Annotated in this window: 17 protein-coding genes and 1 tRNA gene; 12 read left to right on the top strand and 6 right to left on the bottom strand. The window is 75.2% G+C overall.

Annotation, left to right across the window (positions count from 1 at the left end):
* The first annotated feature begins 78 nt into the window (after positions 1-78).
* Both MLV88_RS03870 and MLV88_RS03865 read left to right on the top strand, forming a co-directional pair.
* Positions 79-846 carry an ABC transporter ATP-binding protein gene (locus tag MLV88_RS03870; protein ID WP_242339989.1) on the top strand — a complete coding sequence of 256 codons (768 nt, stop codon included), beginning with the start codon at positions 79-81 and terminating at the stop codon, positions 844-846.
* On the top strand, positions 843-2,489 hold the full coding sequence (locus tag MLV88_RS03865; protein WP_243336930.1) for a hypothetical protein: 1,647 nt from the start codon (positions 843-845) through the stop codon (positions 2,487-2,489). Before MLV88_RS03870 ends, MLV88_RS03865 begins: the two co-directional genes overlap by 4 nt.
* 93 nt (positions 2,490-2,582) lie before the next feature.
* On the opposite strand, the gene MLV88_RS03860 is transcribed toward MLV88_RS03865, so the two are convergent.
* The 4 genes from MLV88_RS03860 to MLV88_RS03845 all read right to left on the bottom strand — a co-directional run bounded on the left by MLV88_RS03860 (position 2,583) and on the right by MLV88_RS03845 (position 5,894).
* Positions 2,583-4,109: a Glu/Leu/Phe/Val family dehydrogenase gene (locus MLV88_RS03860; protein WP_242356780.1), complete on the bottom strand. Its 1,527-nt coding sequence runs from the start codon at positions 4,107-4,109 to the stop codon at positions 2,583-2,585.
* Between the two features lie 431 nt (positions 4,110-4,540).
* Positions 4,541-4,906, bottom strand: coding sequence for a GIY-YIG nuclease family protein (locus MLV88_RS03855; RefSeq protein WP_242356779.1), 366 nt, complete (start codon positions 4,904-4,906; stop codon positions 4,541-4,543).
* Between the two features lie 11 nt (positions 4,907-4,917).
* Entirely contained in the window at positions 4,918-5,547 is a 630-nt protein-coding gene (locus MLV88_RS03850) for a DUF2239 family protein (protein WP_242356782.1), read from the bottom strand.
* Positions 5,548-5,818: 271 nt separating this feature from the next.
* Positions 5,819-5,894, bottom strand: a tRNA-Thr gene (locus MLV88_RS03845).
* Between the two features lie 115 nt (positions 5,895-6,009).
* Here MLV88_RS03845 and MLV88_RS03840 point away from each other — a divergent pair.
* Positions 6,010-6,327, top strand: coding sequence for a translation initiation factor IF-2 (locus tag MLV88_RS03840; protein WP_242356777.1), 318 nt, complete (start codon positions 6,010-6,012; stop codon positions 6,325-6,327).
* A gap of 23 nt (positions 6,328-6,350) precedes the next feature.
* Here the strand turns inward: MLV88_RS03840 and MLV88_RS03835 are convergent, their stop codons facing one another.
* Both MLV88_RS03835 and MLV88_RS03830 read right to left on the bottom strand, forming a co-directional pair.
* Positions 6,351-9,341: a BamA/TamA family outer membrane protein gene (locus MLV88_RS03835; RefSeq protein WP_243336928.1), complete on the bottom strand. Its 2,991-nt coding sequence runs from the start codon at positions 9,339-9,341 to the stop codon at positions 6,351-6,353.
* Positions 9,342-9,350: 9 nt separating this feature from the next.
* Positions 9,351-10,340, bottom strand: a complete 990-nt coding sequence (locus MLV88_RS03830; RefSeq protein ID WP_243336927.1) for an alpha/beta fold hydrolase — start codon at positions 10,338-10,340, stop codon at positions 9,351-9,353.
* Positions 10,341-10,443: 103 nt separating this feature from the next.
* Here MLV88_RS03830 and MLV88_RS03825 point away from each other — a divergent pair, with 103 nt between their 5' ends.
* The 9 genes from MLV88_RS03825 (at position 10,444) to MLV88_RS03785 (ending at position 21,813) form a co-directional block, all read left to right on the top strand.
* On the top strand, positions 10,444-11,478 hold the full coding sequence (locus MLV88_RS03825) for a cation diffusion facilitator family transporter (RefSeq protein ID WP_243336926.1): 1,035 nt from the start codon (positions 10,444-10,446) through the stop codon (positions 11,476-11,478).
* A gap of 58 nt (positions 11,479-11,536) precedes the next feature.
* Entirely contained in the window at positions 11,537-12,481 is a 945-nt protein-coding gene (locus tag MLV88_RS03820) for a hypothetical protein (RefSeq protein ID WP_243336925.1), read from the top strand.
* Entirely contained in the window at positions 12,478-13,017 is a 540-nt protein-coding gene (gene rsmD / locus MLV88_RS03815; protein ID WP_242341177.1) for a 16S rRNA (guanine(966)-N(2))-methyltransferase RsmD, read from the top strand. The genes MLV88_RS03820 and rsmD overlap by 4 nt, the downstream gene beginning before the upstream one ends.
* Positions 13,018-13,035: 18 nt before the next feature.
* Positions 13,036-13,533: a pantetheine-phosphate adenylyltransferase gene (gene coaD, locus MLV88_RS03810; RefSeq protein WP_242341178.1), complete on the top strand. Its 498-nt coding sequence runs from the start codon at positions 13,036-13,038 to the stop codon at positions 13,531-13,533.
* A 107-nt stretch (positions 13,534-13,640) separates the two neighbouring features.
* Entirely contained in the window at positions 13,641-14,843 is a 1,203-nt protein-coding gene (locus MLV88_RS03805) for a pyridoxal phosphate-dependent aminotransferase (RefSeq protein WP_242341179.1), read from the top strand.
* 242 nt (positions 14,844-15,085) lie between these two features.
* Positions 15,086-15,604 carry an outer membrane beta-barrel protein gene (locus tag MLV88_RS03800; RefSeq protein WP_242341180.1) on the top strand — a complete coding sequence of 173 codons (519 nt, stop codon included), beginning with the start codon at positions 15,086-15,088 and terminating at the stop codon, positions 15,602-15,604.
* A 327-nt stretch (positions 15,605-15,931) separates the two neighbouring features.
* Complete coding sequence (locus MLV88_RS03795) at positions 15,932-17,602, top strand: ATP-binding protein (RefSeq protein ID WP_243336924.1); 1,671 nt, start codon at positions 15,932-15,934, stop codon at positions 17,600-17,602.
* Positions 17,577-19,460, top strand: a complete 1,884-nt coding sequence (locus MLV88_RS03790; RefSeq protein WP_243336923.1) for a hypothetical protein — start codon at positions 17,577-17,579, stop codon at positions 19,458-19,460. The genes MLV88_RS03795 and MLV88_RS03790 overlap by 26 nt, the downstream gene beginning before the upstream one ends.
* Positions 19,447-21,813, top strand: coding sequence for a DUF11 domain-containing protein (locus MLV88_RS03785; protein WP_243336922.1), 2,367 nt, complete (start codon positions 19,447-19,449; stop codon positions 21,811-21,813). Before MLV88_RS03790 ends, MLV88_RS03785 begins: the two co-directional genes overlap by 14 nt.
* Positions 21,814-21,878: the final 65 nt, after the last annotated feature.

Here is a 21,878-nt window from a genome sequence, read left to right as displayed (position 1 = left end):
TCGCGCCGCCCGCCGGGGCCGCGTGCCATCGTGGGTGGCTCGCCGGCACGCCTCCCCGGCCCGCGGTAGAACAGCCCCGTGACGACGCTCGCGATCGAGACGGAGGGGCTCACGCGCCTGTTCGACGGGCGGGCCGCCGTGGAGGGGCTCGCGCTCGCCGTGCCGGAGGGCGCGTTCTACGGGTTCCTCGGTCCGAACGGCGCGGGGAAGAGCACGACCATCAAGATGCTCACCGGCCTGCTCGCCCCCACCTCCGGGCGGGCGCGCGTGCTCGGGACGGACCTCGCCGTCGATCCGCTCTCCGTGAAGGGTCGCGTCGGCGTCGTGCCGGACGGCCTCGCGCTCTTCGAGCGCCTCTCCGGCGCGGAGCAGCTCCGCATCCACGGGCAGCTCTACGGGCTCGAGCGCCGCGAGGCCGGACGGCGCGCCGACGAGCTCCTCGGCGCGCTCGAGCTCGCGGACGACGCCGGGAAGCTCGTCTCCGAGTACAGCCACGGGATGCGGAAGAAGCTCGCGCTCGGCTGCGCCCTCATCCACGGGCCCCGGCTGCTCTTCCTCGACGAGCCGTTCGAGGGCATCGACGCGGTCGCCGTGAGCGGGATCCGGCGCCTCCTCCAGGACCTCGTCGCCCGGCGCGCCCTGACGATCTTCCTCACGAGCCACGTGCTCGAGGTGGTGGAGCGGATCGTCACGCACGTGGGGATCATCCGGGAGGGCCGCCTCGCGGCGCAGGGCACGCTCGCGGAGGTCCGCGGCGCCCTCACGCTCGAGGAGGTGTTCATCCGCACCGTCGGAGACGAGCGCGGCGAGGTGCGCGGCCTCTCCTGGCTCGGCGAGGGCGCGTGAGCGCGGGGGAGGGGGGACGCGCGCCCGCGCCGCCGGGCGCGCTCGGCACCCTGCGCGCGCTCGCGGAGCTCCGCTGGCTCCTGCTCCTGCGCCGGCTGCGGCGCCCCGGCGGCGTGCCGGAGGTCGTCGCGCGCGTCGCGCTCTATGTCGTCGCCGTGCCGGCCGGGCTCGCCTTCGCGGCGCTCACCGGGATCGGCACGTACCAGGCGGTGCGCGCGGGGCGGGGGCTGCAGGCGACCGTGCCGATCGCGGCCCTCTTCTTCGGCGTCTGGCAGACCTGGACGGTGGTGTCGCTCTCGATCTCGGAGCGCGACGCGCTCGACCTGCGCCGCTTCCTCGTCTACCCCATCTCGCCGGCGCAGGCGTTCGGCCACGGGCTCGCGGCGTCCGTTGCGGGCGATCCGTTCGCGGCGTTCTGGTGCCTGCTCCTCGCCGGCGCGTTCGGCGGCGCCGCGGTGGCGCGTCCCGGCGCCTGGCTCGCGCTGCTCGCCGTCGTGCTCGCCGCCTTCGTCGTGGCCACCGTCGCGCTCGTCGCGCTCCTCCAGGAGCTCCTCGCGCGGCTGCTCCGCGGCCGGCGCGCCCGGGAGATCCTGGTCGCGGCGGTCTACGTCGGCGTGGGGGTGCTCCTCGCCTGGACCGCCGGCCATCCCGGCGCGCTGCTCCGCATGCTGCGCGGCGCCCGCGCGCTCCGCTGGCTCGCGTACCCCGCCGCGCTCGCGGAGGCCGGCGCCGGGGAGCTCTACGCGGGCCGCGTGCTCGCGGCGCTGCCCTGGGCCGCGGCGCTCGTCCTGGCCGGCGGCGCGACCGCCTGGGCCGCTTACCGGCTCGCGCTCGCCTCGGCCCGGGCCGGGGCAGGCGGCGCGCCGCGCGCGGCGGCGACGGGCCGGGGCGGCTGGCCGCTCCCGGGCCGGCTGGGCGCGCTCGTCGAGAAGGAGGCGAAGTACGTCCTCCGCCACCCGGTCGCGACGCTGCTCGCGCTCATCCTGCCGCCGTTCGCCGCGATCGTCGCGTGGAAGATCCCGCCCCGGCTGCCCGCCGGGTCCGGCGAGGTCGTGCGCGCGCTGCCGGTGCTGGGCTTCGCGCTCTACGCGCACATGGCGGCGCAGATCTTCTGGCTCAACGCCTTCGGCTGGGAGCGCGGCGGCGGCCGCGTCTGGTTCCTCGTCCCCGTCGCGCCGGCCGAGGTGCTCGTCGCGAAGAACCTCGCGGCCTACGGGCTCTCCGCCGCGCTCTTCGCGGCGGCCGCGGCCGCGGCGATCGCGGTCGGCGGTCCGCTGCCGGGCTGGGCGCTCCTCGCCGCGGTGGCGCTCCACGCCGGCATCGCCCCCTGGCTGCTCGCGGCGGGCAACTTCGTCTCGGTGCTGAACCCGCGCGCCGCCGCGAGCACCGTTCAGCGCGGCGGGTCGCTCTCCCCGCTCTCGTCGCTCGCGGGGATGGTCATCGTCTCCTGCGCCGCGGGCGCCTTCGCGGTCCCGGTGGTCTTCGCCGTCCGGCGCGACGCGCCCTGGCTGCTCGTCCTGGGCTGGACGGCGCTCGGGCTCGCCGGCGCGATCGCCTACCGCCTCGCGCTGCCCGCGGCCGCGCGGCTCCTCGCGCGGCGCCGGGAGCCGCTCCTCGACGCGATCGCGGGCGACGAGGACTGAACGGCCGCGCCCGGCGGGCCGGCCTCCGGGGAGGCTTGGCGCGACGCCGGGCGCGGGGTGAGGCGGGCCGCCGGAGGGCGACCTTCGGGGCCGCTACTGCGAGAAGCCCTCGATGAGGTAGTGCGCCTCCACGCGCTTCAGCGCGAGGACCATCGCGGCGGTGCGGACGTCGATCTCCTGCCCGACGCAGTAGGGGCGCGAGTCGTAGTGCGGCGTGCGCTGCGGGCGGTTCCGCGCGATGTCGCGGATGATCGCGTAGTTCTTCTTGATGGCCTGCTCCAGGCGGCGGTTCACGTCGCCCTCGGTCCAGTGCTCGAGCCGCTGGTTCTGCAGCCACTCGTAGTACGAGACGGTGACGCCGCCGGCGTTGCAGATGATGTCCGGGATGAGATCGATCTTCCGGCCCATCATCACGCGATCGCCGTCGCGGGTGGTGGGGCCGTTCGCGCCCTCCGCCACGAGCTTCACCTTGAGCCGCTCCGCGACGTCGCCCGTGATCTCCTCGCCGAGCGCGGCGGGGATGCAGATGTCGGCGTCGATGGACCAGAAGTCGTCCTTGGAGATCGCCGTCGCCCCCGGGAACCCCTCGACGGTGCGGCGGAGGTTCTCCTTGTTGCCGTGGACGTACTGGACCAGGGCCGCGACGTCGATCCCCTTGTCGTTGTGGATCGTCCCGTTGGCGTCGTTCACGGCGACGATCTTGGCGCCGTGCGCGGCGAGGATCTCCGCGGCCGAGGAGCCCACGTTGCCGAAGCCCTGTACGAGGATCCGCGCGCCCTTGAGATCGAAGCCGCGATCGCGCGCCCACTCCTCGATGCAGTACACGACGCCCTGGCCCGTGGCGCGGACGCGCCCCTCGGAGCCGCCGATGCGCACGTCCTTGCCGGTGACCACCCCGCGGAGCTTGTGGTGCTCGCGCTCACCGTCCGTGAACTGGCGCATCATGTACGCCATGATTTCCCCGTTCGTCCCGACGTCGGGCGCCGGGATGTCCACGAACGGGCCCATGAAGTTCTTGAACTTGTAGATGTAGCGGAGGGTGATGTGCTCGATCTCCTCGCGCGAGTAGTTGAAGGGGTCGAGCTTGATGCCGCCCTTCGCCCCGCCGAACGGGATCTCCGCGATCGCCGTCTTCCAGGTCATGTCGGCGGCGAGCATCTTGAAGAGGTCGAGCGAGACGTCCTTGTGGTAGCGGATGCCGCCCTTGTACGGACCGCGCACCTGGTTGTGCTGGATGCGGTAGGCCTTGAACTTCCGCGGGCCGCCCTTCTCGATCCGGAAGAGGCCCATCTTCGGGATGTTGATGACGCCCTGCCGCATGTGGATGTCGGAGCGGAGCAGCGCGCGGCGGTGCAGGATGAAGTTGCCGTTCGCGAGCGGCTCGAGCGCGTCGGCCGCCTTCATGTCCGAGGGCTGCAGGTCCTTGAACTTGGGCGCGTCCTCGGCGGAGAGGGGCACGAGCCGGTCGCGCAGCTCCGTGGTGACGTAGAAGATGTGCTCGAAGTCCGGCTCCTCCAGCTCCATCCGGACGCGGGGGTTCATCTGGATGAGATCCGCCGCCCGATGGAACGTCTCCATCGCCTCGTCGTAGAAGCTCTTCCTGCCGTTTCGACCGGCCATCGCTGTCGACCTCGGTTGGGGGGGACTCCGCGCTTCGCTAAGGAGGCGAAGCCGGGCGCATGCTAGCCCTCGTTCCGCTCGCGGTCAAAATCTGCGAGTTACCGCAATTCCTCAATATAATGGCGAGGTTGCCACGGCGCGAGCGCGCGGAAATCCGCGCCTCCGGGACCCCGCCTCGGGGGCTCTGCAGGCGGCGGCAATCTAACGCCGCCAAGAACGGGCCGACAGTCCAACGCGCGGCCCGGATAGGGGGCGCACGGGCGGGTGGTCCCCCGGTCCACGTGAGCCACGGAAGGGCTCTACGGGGAGGTGCGCCCACCCCGAAGATCGGACGCTTGCTTCACCCTCCAAAGCGCTGGAATTGCGCCGCGAACCGCCGCGTCGCCGGCCTCCGCCGTGCGAGCGTTCGGCGGGCTCCATCGCAGCCTGGGTCAGGTCGGTCCTGGTCCGGACGGGGTGTTGTAGCCGCGGTCGCCGTACGGCTGCAGCCGCTCCAGCCACGCCGCCTCGAGCTGCCGCACCGCGTCCCGGGGGTACACGAGGCCCTCGTCCTGCTCCTGCAGCACCTCGAGGACCTCGAAGACGAACGCGTCGGGGCCGAGCGCGCTCACGTCCGCGCGGAGCCGCGCGTTCCTGTGCACTCCGCGCGCGAGCTCCATCCGCCTGCCGTTGAGCGTCTTCAGGTTCAACGTGCTCTCGACCAGGATCATCCCCGTCCGGACGTTCCTGATCTGGTACACGCCGGCCTCGGGCCTCGTCTCGCGCGCCGCGCGCTTCAGCTCCGCTCTCCGATCCATCGGGTCTCTCCTCAGCGGCCGCGAGGCTTCGCGGTGGGCTCGTCCGGAGGCGGACGCTCGAGCCGGGCCGCTTCTTCCCACAGCGCCAGCAGGTGGGTGCGGACGTCCTTCGGCCAGGACCGGACCAGCGCCCGGAGCCGCCTCGTCTCCCCGGCGTACAGCGCGCGCGAGGCCTCCTCGAAGCCGGCGAGATCGCCAGCCATCGCCCACATGAACCGGCCTGCGGCCTCGCGGGCCCGCCGCGCGCGCTCCCGGTCCGGCTCGCGCTTCCTCGCCTCGTCCACCAGCCGCCGGAGCGCCGCAGAGGCCCCGCTCGGCTGCTGCTCCAGCCACTCCCAGTGACGGGGCAGGAGCGACACCTCGCGGCTCACCACCCCCAGCCTCGGCCGGCCCGGCCCCACCCGCGGCGGCGGCTCCGCGCGCGCGACGACCTGCTCCGGCGTGCCCCGCATGTCGAAGTCGATCTGCCGGCCCGTCGCGTCCGCGAACACCAGCACCGAGCCCCCGCCGGCGTCGTGGTGCGCCTTCACCGCGAGCAATACGTCGCGCCTCGCGCCCGACGCGAGGCGCCGGGCGCCCGCGAACGCCGTGTACCTGTCCTCGTCCGCCAAGTCGCGTCCCCAGAGCCGCCGGTATTTCACCCGGGTCAAACTCGGGAGAGACCTACCGCGGAGCGCGCCCGCCCGTCAATAACACCCGGGTAAAAACGCGAGGAGCGGGACCGCCGCTCACGACTGGCGGGCGGCGGCGCCCGAGCTCGGGGAGGGCGAGCGCCGTCGCTCTTCTTTGCAGCCGATGGGCCGGGCGTTCCCAGCCGGGCGGCATCGACGGCACGAGGAGGTACTCGCGGAGGGGTTCCAGTGGCCCAAAAGGAAACGGGCGCTCGACCGTGAGGCCAAGCGCCCGCGAAACTGGAGCCGACACCCAGACTTGAACTGGGGACCTACTGATTACGAATCAGTTGCTCTACCGACTGAGCTATGTCGGCGCTCTTCCGTCGAAACGGGCGCGTTGTTTAGCACCGCCCGGAGCGCCCTGCAAGGGCGGAGTCGCGGACTCGGGCGTCGCTCGCGCCCATGACGCTCCGCGCCTAGCTTCAGGGCATGAGGAAGAACCGTCCTGGCTCGGCGAAGAGCGCCATGGGGCAGCAGGAGGCGGCGTTCCGCCGCGCCGCGCCCGGCAAGCAGTTCATCGGCGGCGAGAGCGCCCGCCAGAGCAAGGCCGCCCGCCAGGCGGAGCGGCGCAAGGTCGAGCGCATGGCCGAGGTGGACTCGGCGACGCGGACCGCCGAGGAGCTCGGCACGCCCATCTCGGCCATCCTGGCGGAGCTCGTCCAGGACACGACGCGGCTCGCGCGCACGCTCGTCCTCGCGCCGTTCCGCATCGCCCAGGCGTTCGTGCGGCGGCCCCGGACGGCCTGACCCGACGACGCCCCACGACCCGGTCAGAAGGACGCTCCCAGGATCACGTAGGGTGAGACCTCGTCGGGCCCGAGCCAGGCGTCCGCGGCCCGCCACCCGCCGAAGGGCGCGCCCATCGCGCGGGCGAGCCCGAGCCGCAGGTCGGTGCGGAGGAAGTAGCCCAGGACGAGCTCGAGGCGGAGCTCCGCGCCGACGCCGAGCCGGAGCGCCTCGCCCGAGAGCCGGTTGCCCGCGAGGATCGGCTCGCCGGGCCGGTCGAACGTCTCGCCTAGATCGGCGAACAGGGCGCCGTGCACCCGCCGCAGGAACAGCGGCCAGGTGCCGTGGCCGAGCCGGGGATTGCCGAGCGGGAAGCGCAGCTCCCCGTTCGCGAGGACGTACCCCGTCCCCTCGAACGACCCGACCGCATAGCCGCGCAGCGCATCCGGCGGCGAGCCCGTGAGCCCGAGCGCCGCCCCGAGGGCGATCGAGAGCACGTCCGGCTGCGAGACGCCTCCCAGCTCGAACGGCGCGCTCCCCCCCAGCGTGCCGCGCGCGAGGCCGCCGGAGAGCCTGAGCGCGAGCACCGTCCGCGCGAGCCCCGGGACGCGCAGGTACTGCTCCACGGAGCCGCGAGCACGCGCGAGGTCGTAGTCGCTTCCGGTCCCCGGCCCGGCGTAGCGAAGCGAGAGCGAGGCGCTCCGCCCCTCCTCGGGCGAGATGGAGCGGACGAAGCGCCGCGCGTCGGAGTAGGAGAGCCGGAGCGAGAGGTCCGAGAGGAAGCCGTCGCGGAACGGGTAGGGCAGGCGCGGATCCGGGCCGGGCTCGCCCGCGAGCGTGTCGTAGCGGGTTCCGCTCCAGCCGAGCCTCAGCGCGGTGACGCGGGCGAGCCGCGTGAACGTGAAGGTCGCTCCCGCGTCGGCGAGCGTCCACACGGACAGGAGCCGGTCGCCCGGGTCGGGAGAGCTGCCCACGAAGCGCGACGAGGAGAGATCGAGCCGCGGCCAGGACCAGGCGCCCTGGTAGGCGAGGGCGTAGCCGGGCTCGCGCGAGGAGGTGCTCCAGAACGCCTGCGCCGCCCAGGCGTGGCGGAAGAGCACGTCGACGCCGCCCGTGATCGCGCCGACCACCGTCCCCGACGCGTCGCCGGAGAGGAAGGGAAGCCAGAAGGTCGGGCCGAGCGTGTCGAGCGCGCGGTAGGGGCGGGAGGGGAGCGGGGCGGGATCGTCCGCCGCGGGCGCGGGCGCCGTCCGGGTCGCCGTCGCGGTCGCGGTCGGGGTCTGGTCCCACGCCGCCGCCGGCGCGGGCGGGGCGGGGAAGGGCGGCATGAAGCTGCCGGGATCGAGCGGGATCGTGGCGACGTCGTAGCCCGCGCGCGAGTACAGGAGGAACGCGATCGTCTTCCCGTCGGGCGAGACGTCCGGCTGGAACGCTCCGGTCTCGACGTTCGTTACTTGCGAGATCTCGCCGGTCGCCGCCTCCCACGCGTACAGGTTGTAGAGCCCGCCGCGATCCGAGTCGAAGAGCACGAACCGTCCGTCCGGCGTCCAGGCCGGGGACGTGTCGAGCGCGCCGTCGTCGGCGAGGCGCGTGACGCGCCCGTCCTCCCACAGGGCGAGATCGCGACGCCCGCCCTCCTGGAGCGTGAACGCGATGCGCCGGCCGTCCGGGGAGACGCGGGGCTCGTACACCTCCGCGCCGCGGTGCGAGAAGAGCACCTCGCGGGCGCCGAGCCGGCCGGCGGCGTCGAGCGGGCGCCGCACGAGCGCGAGCACCCCCGGGCCGGAGCGCTGGACGTAGACCAGGAACGCGCCGCCCGGCGCGAGATCCGGATCGGTCGCGCGCTCGCCGCGGGTGAGCGCCCGGGTGCGTCCGGTGCGGAGGTCCACGCGGCGGAGGTCGTCGTAGACGCGGAACTCGCGGTGGACCTCGCCGATCGCGGCGATCGCCTCGCCCGGCGAGCGGAGCGCGAACGTGCCGTTCGCGTCCACGGTCGCGGCGCGGCCGAGGTCCTCGCCCTCCGGCGAGACGCGGAACAGCCCGGGGCGGCCGTCGAGCGGGCGCCGCCAGTACGCGACGAACGAGCCGTCCGGGCTCCAGCGCGGGTTCTCCGCGCGCCCGCCCCGCGCCGTGAGCCGGCGCGCCGCGGTGACGGGCCGCTCGCGCACCGCCGTCACCACCTCCTCGCCGCGCCCGCGCTCGGCCTCCGCGTACTCGGCCCAGAGCTCCGGGAAGGACCGGCCGCCGAAGTACGGCCTCGCCACCCAGGACGGCGCGTACGGCCAGAGCTGCGCGCCCTGCCGGCCGAGGTAGCCCGCGATCGCGGCGTCCCCGTAGCGCTCCTCGAGGAAGCGCATGAAGCGCCCGCCGAGGAGGTACGGGGCGGTCCCGACCGGCCACTCGAGCAGCGGGTTCGAGGCCTCGTCGAGCGGCGGGAACCCCGGCGGCTCGAGGGCGAGCGCGCGCGCGTACATCTCGTGGATGGCGCTCGCGTTGCGCCCGCTCGCGGGATCGCCGTTCGACTCGTGCAGCACCGCGAGCCCCTCGGTCATCCACGCCGGGACGAGCCCGTTCGGCGCGAACAGCTTGCCGAAGATCCGGTTCGCGCCCCCCGGGATGCCGCCGACGTGGTCGAGGTGGAGGATGTGGACGTACTCGTGGAAGACCAGGCTCTCGAGCCAGTCGCGGTAGTCGTTCAGCTCCGAGAGCGACGGCGGCGGCACCGCGTAGAGCCGGATCGTGTCGTAGGGCAGCGGCGTCGCCGAGCCGTTCGCGTCGTCCACGTCGTCGGAGAGGACGATCTCGGTGCGGCGCGGCGCGTAGCCCAGCACGGGGGTGAGCGCCGCGTGCGCGCGCTCCGCGACGACCGCGACGTCCTGGGCGAGCGGCTCCTCGCCCTGGTGGAAGTGGACCCGGAAGTGCGCCGTGTCGATCGTGCGCCAGCGATAGGCCGGATCGTACGGCTGCGCGGCGGCGGGCCGGGGCGCGGCGGCGAGCGCCCCGAGCAGCGCGACGGCGAGGAGCGCGCGGCGCAAGGGTCGCCTCTAGCGGGCGCGGGGCTTCTGCGCGCGCGGGGTGCGGCGCCTGGGCGACGGCTCCGCCCCGGTCCGGCGGCGGGGCTTCTTCGGGGTGCCGGGCGCGGCGCCGCCGCCGCGCCCGGCACGGCGGACGGGGGCCCGCTCGCCGAGGAACGCGAGCGTCCGCTCCGCGACGAGCTCGGGCTCCTCGAGCGGCGCGACGTGCGTGCCGCCCGGCACGACGACGAGCTCGCTGCCCGGCACGGCGCGGTGGATCGCCTCGGACAGGCGCATGGGCGTGAACGAGTCGCGCTCGCCCGCCACGACGAGGGTCGGGGCGGCGACGTTCGGCAGGTGCGGGCTCGCGTCGTGCTCGGCGGCGGAGGAGAGCAGCCGGACGAACAGGGTGGGATCGACCTCGGCGAGCTCGTCGAGGTAGCGGACGAGGTCGGCGCGGCGCACGCGGGTGCCGTCCACCTCGAAGGTCATCGCGTAGCCGAGGGCGAGGTCGGTCGGGACGATCGTCCGGAAGGCGAGCCGCGCGACGTCCGGGTACCGCAGGACGAGCTGCTTCGCGTAGGGGAACGCGTAGCGGAGCACCGCCGAGTCGTGAAAGGTGTCGAGCAGGTTCCCCGGGGCGCCGCACAGGAGGACGAGCGCCGCGACCCGCTCCGGGTGGCGGCGCTGGAGCTCGAGGGCGACCTGCACGCCCATGGAGTGGCCGGCGAGCACGGCGCGCTCCTCGCCCGCCGCGTCGAGCACCGCGACGAGGTCCGACACGCAGTCGTCCATCGTCATGCGCTCGGGATCCTCGGGGGCGGCGCTGCGCCCGTGCGCCCGGTAGTTCCAGTGGAGCACGCGCCGCTCGCGGGCGAGCGCGGGCTCGAGCGCCCGCCAGACGTAGCCGGCGCAGCCGATCCCGTCCGTGAGGACCACCGGAGGTCCGCCCGCGCCCGTGCTCGTCCAGTGCAGACGGGTGCCGTCCTGGCCCGTCGCGAGATGCTCGGTCTTCTCCATGGACCTCCGCCGGACCGGCGCCGCGCCGCGCGAGAGCCTCGCGCCCCGGGTGCCCGTCCGTGGCTCCATGGCGTAGACTGAGGGACGCGGAGGTTCAAGCGGAATGTCGCACGGCCACTCCCACGGCCACGGAGCGCACGAGCACCGGCACCCGGGGCCGAACGACGAGCCGCGCGCCGGGCACGAGGGCGGGCACGCGCCCGGCCATCCGGCGCACGAGCACGATCACGGGCCGCACGCGCACGGCGTGGGAGGTCACCACGCCGGCGCGAGCGTGCGCCGCCTCGGCGCTTCGATGGCGATCACCGGCGGCGTGATGGTCGCCGAGGCGATCGGCGGGTGGCTCTCGGGCTCCCTGGCGCTCCTCTCCGACGCCGCCCACATGCTCACCGACGCCGGCGCGCTGGGGCTCGCGCTCGTCGCGGCGTTCCTCGCCACCCGCCGCGCGGACGACAAGCGCACCTTCGGCTACCGCCGCGCGGAGGTGCTCGCGGCGCAGATCAACGTGGGCGCGCTGGTCCTCCTCTCCGCCTGGATCGTCTGGGAGGCGGTGCAGCGCCTGCAGGAGCCGCACGGCCCGATCGACCTCCGCCTCATGGCGATCATCGCCTCGATCGGCCTCGCCGCGAACCTCGCCATCCTGTGGTTCCTCCACGGGGAGCACACGCTCAACGCGCGCGCCGCGTTCCTGCACGTGCTCTCGGACACCGTCTCCTCCGTGGCCATCCTCCTCGGCGCGGGCGCGATGGCACTCCACCCCGAGCTGCGCTGGCTCGACCCGGTGCTGTCCCTCGCGATCTCCGCGCTCATCGTGTGGGGCGCGCTCCGGCTCATCCTCGAGATCACCGACATCCTGATGGAGGGCGTGCCGCGGCACCTCGACGTCTCCGCCGTCACGCGCCAGATGGAGTCGGCGGCGGGGGTGTCCGCCGTCCACGACCTCCACATCTGGACGATCTCCTCGGGCCTCTACGCGCTCTCCGCGCACCTCGTCGTCCGCGCCGAGTCGATGGGCCGCAACGACGACATCCTGAACGAGGTGAAGCGCGGGCTCCGCCGCTCGTTCGGGATCGATCACACGACCCTCCAGATCGAGTCGGTCGAGTACGAGCACCTCCACGACGTGCACACGCACTGACGGCGCTCCCTCCGAGGGTGGCCCGCGGGCCCGGTCGGACGCGTGCTATACCGTGCGGGTGATCTCGCGCCTGTCCGCGTTCCGGCCCGCGCGCACCGTCCAGCGCCTGCCCCCGCGCAGCGCAGCGTGCCCGCTCTCCTTCCGCGATCTGCTCGCGCCCGCGGCGGAGCTGGGCCTCGTCCTGCCGCTCGTCCGCGCGCCCTCGGCGGCGGTCGCGCGCGGCGCCCTCGTCGCGGCGAAGGCGCTCGGGAGCGCCCTCGGGCTCGCGCTGCCGCGCGGCGGCCGCCCCGAGCGCTGGTTCGCCGAGGTCACCGCCGCCGCGGACGAGGTCGCCGGCGGGCTGCCGCTCCTGCTCGCGGGCGAGGTGAGGGTCGCGGGGGAGGGTGCGCTCGACGTGGAGCGCGCCGTCTCCGAGTCCTGGGCGCTCGTGGACGCCGGGCTCACGCACGTGTCGATCGACGGCGAGGCGGTCTCCGCGCCCGAGCGCGGCCGCGTCCTCGCCGAGGTGGCCGCCCCCGCCGTCGAGCGCGGGCTCGGCGTGGACTGGGTCCTGCCGCTCGAGGACGCGTCCGGCGGCGCGCCGCGGGCGATCGCCGGGCTGCAGGCGCTCGCGCGCCGGGGCTTCCGCCCGGACCTCGCGGCGGTGCGCTGCCCGGCGCCGGCGGACGAGGGCGAGGCGCGGGCCCAGGCGGACGCGCTCGCGCGGCTCGCGCTCGCGCTGCGGGGGACGGCCGTCATGCGCCGCGGGCCCGTGACCCCGGCGCTGCTCGGCGCGCTGCAGGGCTCGCCCGTGCGCGCCTGCGAGGACGGGGGCGCGGCCGAGGCGCGGGCCGGCCGGGATCCTGCTCCGCGATCGGGGACCGAGACAGGCGAGGACGCGGAGCGCCGCGAGGCGCGCGCGTTCGCCGAGGTCACCGACCTCGTGGAGGGCCTCGGCGCGGCCGGCTCCGCGTTGGCCCTCGCGAGCGCGCTCCTGCGCCGGGTCGAGGAGCGCGGGCCGTGACCCGGATCATCGCCGGCAGTGCCCGCGGCCGGCGGCTCGCGGCGCCCCGCGGCGTCTCGACCCGGCCCACGAGCGACAAGGTCCGCGGGGCGGTCTTCAACGTGCTCGGCCAGTTCTTCGACGGGGGGGACGTCCTCGACCTGTACGCCGGAACCGGCGCCCTCGCGCTCGAGGCGCTCTCCCGCGGCTGCGCCCGCGCCGTCTGCGTCGAGGCGGACCGCGCGGCGGCGGAGCTCATCGCCCGGAACGCCGCGGCCCTGGGGCTCGAGGCGCGGCTGGACGTCCGGCGCGGCCGGGTGGAGGACGTGGTGCCGCGCCTGCCGCGGCGCGCCTTCGCGCTCGTCTTCGTCGATCCCCCGTACGCGGAGGGTCCGGAGGCGGCGCTCGCGCTCGCCGAGGGGTGCCTCGCGCCGGGCGGCCGCGCCGTGGCGGAGCACGACGCGCGGCGCCCGCCGCCCGAGCGGATCGGGGGCCTCGCGCTCGCGGACCGCCGGCACTACGGCGGCACGGGAATCTCGATCTACGTGGGCGAGTGAGGGATACTCCGCCACCTCATGCCCCGCCGCACCGCCATCTACCCCGGCTCGTTCGACCCGCTCACGAACGGCCACCTCGCCATCATCAACCGCGGCCTCAAGGTCTTCGACCGGCTGATCGTGGCGGTCGCGAACAACCCGCAGAAATCGCCCCTGTTCACGGCGGACGAGCGCATGGCGTTCATCTCCGAGGCGGTCGGGAACGACCCCCGCGTCGAGGTGGACTCCTTCAACGCGCTCCTCGTGGACTACGTGCGCTCGAAGGGCGTCTACACCGTCATCCGCGGGCTCCGGGCGGTCTCGGACTTCGAGTACGAGTTCCAGCTCGCCAACATGAACCGCAAGCTCCTGCCCGAGTTCGAGGCGGTCTTCGTCATGACGGGCGAGGACTACTTCTTCGTGTCGGCGCAGCTCGTGCGCGAGGTCGCCACCTTCGGCGGCGACGTGAGCGGCCTCGTCCCGCCCAACGTGGCGGAGGGGCTCCGCCGCAAGCTCGGCACCCCGGGGCGCCACTAGCCGTCCGCTCCCGCGTTCGGGGCGCGTACCCCACCTCGGTTCTGCTATCGTCGGCGCTTTGGCCGCCCTGGGGCGGCCTCCACACCTCGCCCGAGGAGACACCGATCATGAAGCTCGCGAAGCGGCTCGACGCCGTGAAGCCGTCGCCGACCCTGGCCATCACCGCGAAGGCCCGGGAGATGAAGCAGAAGGGCATCGACGTCGTGGGCTTCGGCGCCGGCGAGCCCGACTTCGACACGCCCGCGCTCATTAAGGACGCGGCGAAGAAGGCGATCGACCAGGGCTTCACGAAGTACACGCCCACGAACGGCATCCCCGAGCTGCGCGAGGCGATCGCGGCGAAGATCCAGAAGGAGCACCGGGTCACCTACAAGGCGACCGAGGTGCTCGTCTCCTGCGGCGGCAAGCACGCCCTCTACAACCTGTTCCAGGCGCTGCTGAACGAGGGCGACGAGGTCGTCATCTTCACGCCGTACTGGGTCTCCTACGCCGACATGGTCCGCGTCGCCGGCGGCGTGCCGGTCCTCGTCGAGACCACGATGGACACGGGCTTCGACCCGGCGCCGGAGCAGATCAAGAAGGCGATCTCCCCGCGCACCAAGGCGATCATCGTGAACAGCCCGTCGAACCCGACGGGCGCGATGCTCTCGCGGCGCACGCTCGAGACGGTCGTCGCCGCGGTGAAGGGCACGGAGATCCTGATCGTCTCCGACGACATCTACGACAAGCTCGTCTACAAGGGCCGCTTCGAGAACGTCCTCGACCTCGATCCCTCGCTCCAGCCGCAGGTCGCGCTCGTGAACGGCGCGTCGAAGACCTACTCGATGACCGGCTGGCGCATCGGCTGGACCGCGGGCCCGCAGGCGCTCATCTCCGCGATGCAGAAGCTCCAGGACAACTCGACCTCGAACCCCGCCTCGATCTCCCAGAAGGCGGCGCTCGGCGCGCTCACGCTCCCGGGCGTGGACGAGGAGGTCGAGAAGATGCGCAAGACGTTCGACGAGCGGCGCAAGCACATCGTCGGGCGGCTCAACGCCATCCCGGGCGTCCGCTGCTTCGATCCGGGCGGCGCGTTCTACGCGTTCCCCGACGTGAGCGCGCTCCTGTCCCGGAAGGCGCCCGGAGCGGCCGAGCCGCTCGGCACCGACGGGAAGCTCATCGACCTCCTCCTCGAGAAGCACCTCGTCGCGGCCGTCCCCGGCTCGGCGTTCGGCGCCCCCGGCTACATGCGGCTCTCGTTCGCGACGTCGATGGAGCAGATCGACAAGGGCTGCGACCGCATCGCCGAGATGGCGAAGAGCCTGGGTTGAGGCTCCGTCTCACGGGGCCCTCAGGGTTGACCACCTCCTGAGGGCTGCGCGCCGCTCCGTGCACCCCGACGCCCCGCCGGCCCCGTTGGCCGCGCGGGGCGTCGTCGTCTCGTGGCGTGGCCGCGCCACGACATGCGCGGCGTCCTGCCGCGGGGGGTCCTTTTCTTCGGCGGTGGGCCGTCCGGGGCTACAGTCCCGCGAGCCCACGACGCACCGACCGTGCGTGAAAGGAAAGGAGCCTCATGAAGAAGCTCGTGTTCGCCCTCGCCGCCCTCGCGCTCTCCGCCACCGCCCACGCACAGGACGCGCGCCGGCCCTTCGGTCTCGGCATCTCCATCGTCCCGCTGGAGGGCGCCGGCCCGCCGACGATCGAGGTCTACGCGCCCATCAACGTGGCCCCGACGCTCCGCATCGAGCCTTCGCTCGGGGTGCTGACCCAGGACCGGCCGGCGGGCCAGGTCGACCGGAGCGACGTGACGGTGGGCGTCGGCGTCTTCTACGTCCAGCGCCTCGCCGCGCCGTTCGACCTCTACATGGGCGGCCGGTTCAAGCTCAACTTCGCGAGCAGAGACAACGGCACCAACGACGAGAGCGGCACGGACGTGATCCTCGCCGCGGCCATCGGCGGCGAGCACTACCTCACGACGAACTTCTCCCTCGGCGCGGAGGCGCAGCTCGGGTTCCGCTCCGACTCCGACGCGTCCGGCGACTCCTCGGGCGTGTTCACGACGGGCCTCGCGTTCCTGCGATTTTATTTCTAACCGGGGGCTGCGCCCCCGCCCCGCCGAGCGAAGCTCGTCGGGACCCCGCGACCTCGACGCCCCGCCGGCCATGCGCCGCGCGGGGCGTCGTCGTCTCCAGGGGCGAGGGGGCCAGTGCGCGGAAGGGCGAGCGCGGCGCACATCCGCAGCCAGCCGCGCCCACCCGACGACAGCCCGAGACGGGCAGCTTCACGGAAAGGCGAACGGGTCCAGGTATGCTCCGGGTCGAAAGCGCGCCGGGGCGTCCCGCGGACGCTCGCAGCGCGCGACGCCGCCTGCGCGCCGCCGCGAGCCCAGCTGCGGCGACGCGCACCCGGGGGACGATGGATGAAGAGGTCGTCGAGCCGACCGCCTGGATCGGACACGGGAGACCGGGAGCTCCTCGGCCCCGGCCTGATCCACGAGCTGCGCCAGCCGCTGACCGCGCTGGACGCCGCCCTGCGGCTCGTCGCCCGCGAGCTCGGCCCGTCGGTCACGACGCTCGACGTCTGGTCCATGGCGACCGGGCAGGTCGCGCGGCTCCAGGAGACGCTCGACACCTTCCAGCAGCTGATGACGGGGGGCGCCGAGCTGGGCGCCTTCCTGGTGGAGCCGGTGGTCCGTCGCGCGATCGCGGCCGCGCGCGCGCGGCTCGACCTCCTGGGCGATCGCTTCGCGCTCGTCGTCGACGGCGACGTGCCGGGCGCGCACGGCAGCGCCCAGGCGCTCCTCCACGCCGTCTCGAACCTCGTCTCGAACGCGCTCGACGCGGTCGAGCAGGGCGGCGGCGGTCGGATCGAGGTGAGGGTGCTGCGAGCGCCGGACGGCGCGCGGGCCCAGGTGCGGGTGGCCGACGAGGGGATCGGCATCCTCACGGCGGACCGCGAGCGGATCTTCACGGTGGGCTACACCACGAAGGCGCGGGGGAAGGGGAGCGGGCTCGGCCTCGCCATCGCGCGCCGGATGCTGCGGGCCGCGGGCGGCGAGCTCCGCCTCGCGGCAGAAGCGGACCCGGCCAGGCGCCCGTGGGCCAGCACCGAGCTCGTGGTGGAGCTCGCCGCGAGCGCCGCGCAGCCGGTGCCGGTCGCCCCCGCGATGGCGGCCCCCCGCAGGCGCGGGCTCCGCGTCACGCTCGTCGGGGTGGCCTTGCTGGCCGCGGCCGCCGCCGGGTGGGCCGGGCTCCGCCCGTCGCGCACCGCCGGCGAGGCGGCCGCGGTCATCGCCTCGGCCGAGGCGGGCGAGGTGGTGCTGGAATCCGCCACCGGGGCGATCGAGCGGCTCCGCCCCGGCGGGTGGGAGCCGGTGGTCGCGGGAGAGCGGCTCCGCGAGGACGACACGATCCGCACGGGCGCCGGCGCGGCCGCGACGCTCGCGGTCGGCGACCGCTCGCGCGTCGCCGTGTCCGACGCGACGCAGCTCACGGTTCGTGAGCTCACCGCAGCGGTTCAGCGGCTGCGCCTGTCGCGGGGCCGCATCTCGGTCGATCACCAGCCGGACGGCGCGCGCGTGCTCGTGGTCGAGAGCGACGACGGCGCGAGCGTGGCGCGCGCGAACGAGGCGCGGTTCAGCGTGCTCGCGAGCGGCAGGTCCCTCGCCGTGGCCACCGAGACCGGCGTCGTCCGTCTCCAGGCGGCAGGCGCCAGCGTCGATGTGAGCGCCGGGCGCCAGGCGGTGGCGTTTCGCGGAGCGGCCCCGGATCCGTCCCGTCCCATTCCGCCCGCGCTCCTCCTCAAGATCGCGAGGACCGCGCGGGGGGAGGGGGTGTGCACCGTGTCAGGCGTGGTCGATCGCGGCGCGGAGGTCCGCGTCGAGGGGCGCCTCGTCGAGGTCGGCGGGGACGGGAGGTTCTCGGTCCGTCTCCCCGCGCGCGCGGCGATGCGCGCGTCGGTGGTCATCCGCGACGCGGCGGGCCACGGCGCGGAGCGCCAGGTCCCGTGCGCGCCGATCGCGCCGGAGCAGGACGTCTCCGACTTCGCCGTCCGCTGGGGACAGGATGCGAGCGCGCGCGGTCACCGCTAGCTGCGCGGTCGCGGCGCTCGTCGCGGCGGCCCGGGCGGCGGCCGGCGACCTCGCGCTGCGCGTGACGCCCGAGCGGCTCGTGCTCGGGCCGGACGCACGCGCCGTGATCGAGCTCGCGGGGGCCGGCGACGCGCCTCCCCGGCTCACCGTGAACGTGGGGCGCGTCGAGGGGCTTCGCCCCGCCGGCGCCGGCCGGTTCGTGGCGGAGTACGTCGCGCCCCCCGAGCAATACCCGCAGGTCGCGATCGTCGCGGCGACCGCCGGGGAGTCGTGGGGCTGGACGGCCCTCCCGCTCACCGGCCGGGGGCTCGCGACGGCGCGCTCCGCCCCGCACGCCCGTATCAGCGTCACCATCGGCGAGGCGTCCTTCGGACCCGTGACGGCGGACGCCTCCGGCGAGGCGCGCGTCCCGGTGGTCGCTCCGCCCGGCGCTCGCTTCGCCTACCACCGCGGCCGGCCGCTCGATCTCAACGTACCCCCGGTGCTGCACGTCCACCTCGCGCTCGGCAGCGCCGAGGTGGCCGCGGATGCGCCGCGCGACCTGCCGCTGCGCGCCTTCGTCGTCGCGCCGGACGGCGCCCCGCGCGCCGGCGCACCGCTCCGGCTCGAGGTCAGCGAGGGTCGCGTCGTGGGGCTCGCGGAGGTGGCCCCGGGGAGCTGGGCGGGCACCTGGCGCCTCGCGCCGGCACGCGCCGGCGTGGCGAAGGCATCCGCGGCGCTCGCCGACGAGCCGGGGCTCGCCGCGTCCGCCCAGCTCGCCCGGCGGGCCGGCGCGCTGGCGCGGCTGACGGTGCAGGCCGCCGAGGCTCGCGTCGCGGCGGACGGGGCGGTCCTGCTGCGCGTCGAGGCGTCGGACGCGGCCGGCAACGCCGTCGAGGCCTCGCCCGCGGTCCAGGCGACGCTCGGCGAGCTCTCGGCGCTCGTGCCCGTCGCCCCCGGAGCGTGGGAGACGCGCCTCTCCGTCCCCGGGCGCGTCGGGTCGGCCCGGCGGCTGCAGGTCCTCGCGCGCGCCGGCGCCGTGGAGGGCCGCGCCGAGCTCGAGGTCGCCGGGGGTCCCCCCGTGGAGCTCGAGGTGGTCGCGGAGGAGGCCCCGCTCGTCGCGGACGGCCGCGCGGCGGCGCGCGTCCGCGTCCGGCTGCGCGACCGCTTCGGCAACCCTGCGGAGGGGGCCGCGCCCGAGATCGCGGACGCGCGGCCCGCCGTCGTGGAGACCCAGCCGGACGGGCCCGGGGCCTGGGTGGTGCGGTATCGCCCGCGCCGCGCGACAGAGGACCGCGCCGACGTCCTCTCCGTCCGCGCGGGCGGGCTGATGGGCGCCGCGCGGCTCACGATCGTGGCGCCGGAGCGGCGGCTGGGGGTCGCGCCGAAGCTGGGGGTCGCGGCCGCGAGCGGCCTCCTCGCGCCGTACGCCGCCGTGGAGGCGGGATACCGGACGACGCTCTTCGCGGGCCGGCTGGCCGTGGCCGGCGAGGCCGGGGCGTTCGTGCACGAGCGCACCGACACGGCGCAGGTCGGCGGCGGCGCGGTCGAGGTCCGCGGCCGCGCTCGCTACCTCCCGGCGCTCTTCACCGTGCGATGGGAGCAGCGCCTCGCCGGCGGGCAGGCGCTCTGGGCCGGGGCAGGGGCGGGCGTCGCGCACGTCGCGTCGGAGGTCTCGACCGACGCCGGCCCCATGTCCGCGGAGGCGGGGCTCGTGACGCTGCTGCACGCCGGGGGTGGATGGGGGCTGCTCCGCCGGCACGGAGGCCCCTTCCTCGAGGCCCGCGTCGCGCGCATGAGCGATCCCCGCTTCGACGCGCTCCGCGGCTCGCTCACCACGCTCCTCGCCGTCGTGGGGTACCGCCATGACGCGTACTGAGCGTGCCCTCGCCGGCGCCGTCCTCGCGGTCGTGCTCGGATGCCGGCAGTCGGCGCCGTCCGCTCCGCCGCGTCCGGTCGCGGCCGAGCCGGCGCAGGGCTTCGAGCAGAGCGAGGCCCTCATCGACATCGTCGGGAGCGCGTTCCACGTGAGGGCGGTGCAGCGCGTCCACGGCGGGAGCAGCGTCGACGCGTCGTATCGCGCGTGGCTCGGCACGACCGAGCTCCGGGACGTCGTGTGGCTCGACCCGACCAGGCTCCGCGCGCGCGTGCCCGCAGGGCTCCCCCTGGGCTTCCACGATCTGAGGGTCGCGGGTCCCTACGGCGAGGGCACCGCGGGCGGCGCGTACGAGGTGCTGCCCGGATCGGCGCCGTCGCTCTCCGCGTCCCTGTCGCTGGTCCAGGCGGCGAGCGTCGGTCAGGAGGTGCTGCTCGGGGTGACGGTGGAGAACGGGGGCGACTTCCCCGTGGAGGGGGTCCTGCCGGAGGCGACGCTGACCGGGCCCGGCGCGCTCGCGCTCGTCGCGCCGGCGGCGCCGCAGGACCTCGCGCCCGGCGCGCGCTCGACCCTCACGCTCGCGTATCGCGCGGAGGCGCCTGGCGCCGTGTCGGTCTCCGTGTCCGCGATCGGCCGGGATCCGCGCACGGGGGCCGCGGTCGTCGCCACGGTGACGGGCGGCCTCCGCGTCGAGCGGCCGGCCGCGCTCTCCGCCGCGCTCGCGCTGCCGCCCGGGCCGCTCGCGCTCGGCGATCTCCCGGTGACGCTCACCGTCACGAACACGGGCGAGGCGACCGCCGTCGCGGTGGTCCCCGCGTCGCTCGTGGACGACGGGTCCACCGGGGCCGTCGTGGTCGTGTCCGGCCCGACGCAGGCCGTCACGCTCGCCGCCGGGGAGAGCGTCGCCTTCGCCTGGTCGTGCCGGGCGGTCGCGGCGGGGACGCTCGCCTTGACGGCGACGGTGACGGGCGCCGACGCGAACGACGGGCGCGCGCTCGGCGCGAGCGCGACGGCCACCACCGCGACGGTCCCGCACGGCGTCGCCCGCCTCGCCAGCGATCCCTTCGCGGACGGGAGCACGTTCGCCTTCGTCGCGCCGTATCGAGGGCAGGTGTACGTGGGGCCGAGCCGGACCGGGGACGGCGTCGTTCGCATGCAGCGCGACGGGACGGGGCAGGAGTCGCTCGCGCTGACGTTCCCGCGCGACCCCGGCGTCGGCAGCACCTCCTCGAGTGCAGGCCCCTGGCCTCACACGACCCTCGGCTACACGGGGTGCACCGCCGCGGCCTGCGGGCCCGACGGCGAGGACGGGCGGGGCCTGCTCACCTCGGTCTCCTTCGCGGGCGACGAGTGGCTCGTGCTCGGTGGCGCGCGCTCGTCGGGCGAGCTCGACTACGTGTACCTGAGCCGCGCGTCGGCCTCGCCGCTCGACTTCTCCTACGTGGACCTCTCCACCGTGCTCGGGGCGAACACGCGCGGCGTCTCCGCGGCGCTCGGCGCGGGGGGGCGGCTCTATCTCGGCTTCCCGGACAACGGCGGCTCCCGCCCTTACGGCATCGCGCTCCTCCGCGCCCCGACCGCCCCCGGCCTCGACGCGGCGCAGGGGACCGACGCCCTCGACCTGGGCCTGCACGACGCCTACAACGCGGCGTACGGCGGGTTCACGGCGATCTCGATCGTCGACGCGATGGCCGAGCTCGGCGGCCGCGTGTACTTCTTCGACGACGTGGGCTGCCTCGTCGCGACCGGCCAGGCGCCCGCGGCGAAGAGCGACTTCCTCGGCTGCTCTCCGGCCGCGAGCGCGGCCTACGACCGGAAGCAGTCCGTGGCTCCCCCGCGCCAGTTCGATCTCGAGCCGCCCGACAAGGCTTGGCCCCAGTCGGTGGCCTGGAACGGGCGGCTGTACGCCATCCGGAACACCACCACCGGCCCCCAGCTCTGGTCGTGCGACCCGGCGGGCGGCGCCGACCCTGCCGTCTGCGACCCGACGGACTGGACCCTCCTCGCGGCGGACGCGGCCTACCGCACGCGGCTCGGGTACCCCGGCGTCACGGCCGCGTCGATGCTGCTCGCCACGCCGAGCCACCTGTACCTCGGGCTCGACGATCCCGGGGCCGGCCTCCACGTGTTCCGCACGCGCGCCGCGCTCCCCGCGATCTCCGACTTCACGGGACTCGACGGCTGCGCTGCCGGGACGCCCGGGTGCCAGGGGCTGGGAGGGGACGGCCTGGGGACGCCCGCGCTGACGCACATCCTGGACGCGAAGCTCGTCTCCAGCCCGGACGGCCGGACGGACCTGTTCTTCACCGCCCGCGGCGGCAGCTCCCCTTTCCAGCTGATCCGGATGGATCCCTGACGCCGGGCCCGGGCGCTCGGCGGGACGTCGCACGCCTGGTCGCTCGTGGCCCGGCCCGCCTCGGC

This window comes from Anaeromyxobacter soli (assembly GCF_022808855.1).
Classification (GTDB): Bacteria; Myxococcota; Myxococcia; order Myxococcales; family Anaeromyxobacteraceae; genus Anaeromyxobacter; species Anaeromyxobacter soli.
The sequence above is the reverse complement of the archived record's forward strand: the minus strand, read 5'-3'. Positions and strand labels throughout refer to the sequence as shown.

Excerpts from the sequence above, each read along its gene's own strand:
- MLV88_RS03860 (WP_242356780.1), bottom strand. The coding sequence starts at position 4,109 with ATGGCCGGTCGAAACGGCAGGAAGAGCTTCTACGACGAGGCGATGGAG.
- MLV88_RS03855 (WP_242356779.1), bottom strand. The coding sequence starts at position 4,906 with ATGGATCGGAGAGCGGAGCTGAAGCGCGCGGCGCGCGAGACGAGGCCC.
- MLV88_RS03840 (WP_242356777.1), top strand. The coding sequence starts at position 6,010 with ATGAGGAAGAACCGTCCTGGCTCGGCGAAGAGCGCCATGGGGCAGCAG.
- MLV88_RS03830 (WP_243336927.1), bottom strand. The coding sequence starts at position 10,340 with ATGGAGAAGACCGAGCATCTCGCGACGGGCCAGGACGGCACCCGTCTG.
- MLV88_RS03825 (WP_243336926.1), top strand. The coding sequence starts at position 10,444 with ATGTCGCACGGCCACTCCCACGGCCACGGAGCGCACGAGCACCGGCAC.
- coaD (WP_242341178.1), top strand. The coding sequence starts at position 13,036 with ATGCCCCGCCGCACCGCCATCTACCCCGGCTCGTTCGACCCGCTCACG.
- MLV88_RS03805 (WP_242341179.1), top strand. The coding sequence starts at position 13,641 with ATGAAGCTCGCGAAGCGGCTCGACGCCGTGAAGCCGTCGCCGACCCTG.
- MLV88_RS03800 (WP_242341180.1), top strand. The coding sequence starts at position 15,086 with ATGAAGAAGCTCGTGTTCGCCCTCGCCGCCCTCGCGCTCTCCGCCACC.
- MLV88_RS03795 (WP_243336924.1), top strand. The coding sequence starts at position 15,932 with ATGAAGAGGTCGTCGAGCCGACCGCCTGGATCGGACACGGGAGACCGG.
- MLV88_RS03790 (WP_243336923.1), top strand. The coding sequence starts at position 17,577 with ATGCGAGCGCGCGCGGTCACCGCTAGCTGCGCGGTCGCGGCGCTCGTC.
- MLV88_RS03785 (WP_243336922.1), top strand. The coding sequence starts at position 19,447 with ATGACGCGTACTGAGCGTGCCCTCGCCGGCGCCGTCCTCGCGGTCGTG.